The 548-nt window shown below is 61.5% G+C and carries 1 protein-coding gene; it reads left to right on the forward strand.

What is annotated here, in order from left to right; translation table 11 throughout:
• Window positions 1-548: dihydroxy-acid dehydratase domain-containing protein (locus P0D73_RS46660; protein ID WP_408436518.1), on the forward strand; the 548-nt coding region annotated here is incomplete at both ends.

Genomic DNA, 548 nt, shown 5'->3' on the forward strand with positions numbered 1-548 from the left:
CGCTCGTGGATGAAAAACCAGGGTATTCCGCACGATGAGTTCGACGGACGTCCGGTGATCGGCATCTGCAATACGTGGTCGGAACTCACGCCATGTAACGCGCATTTTCGCGAGTTGGCGGAGTACGTGAAGAAAGGCGTGCATGAAGCGGGAGGCTTGCCGCTCGAGTTTCCGGTGATGTCACTTGGCGAATCCAATCTGCGGCCTACCGCGATGCTGTTTCGCAATCTGGCCTCGATGGATGTCGAAGAGTCGATTCGCGGCAATCCGATGGACGGCGTGATTCTGCTTGTGGGTTGCGACAAGACCACGCCCGCGCTGCTGATGGGCGCGGCGTCGTGCAATCTGCCGGCGCTGGCCGTGTCCGGCGGACCGATGCTCAATGGCCGGTTTCGCGGCAAGAACATCGGCTCCGGCACGGGTGTCTGGCAGATGTCCGAGGAAGTGCGCGCCGGCACGATGACGCAGGAAGAATTCACCGAAGCCGAGTCGTGCATGAACCGCTCGCGCGGTCACTGCATGACGATGGGCACGGCGTCGACGATGGC

It is taken from the genome of Paraburkholderia sp. RL18-101-BIB-B, from assembly GCF_046026985.1.
Taxonomy (GTDB): Bacteria; Pseudomonadota; Gammaproteobacteria; order Burkholderiales; family Burkholderiaceae; genus Paraburkholderia.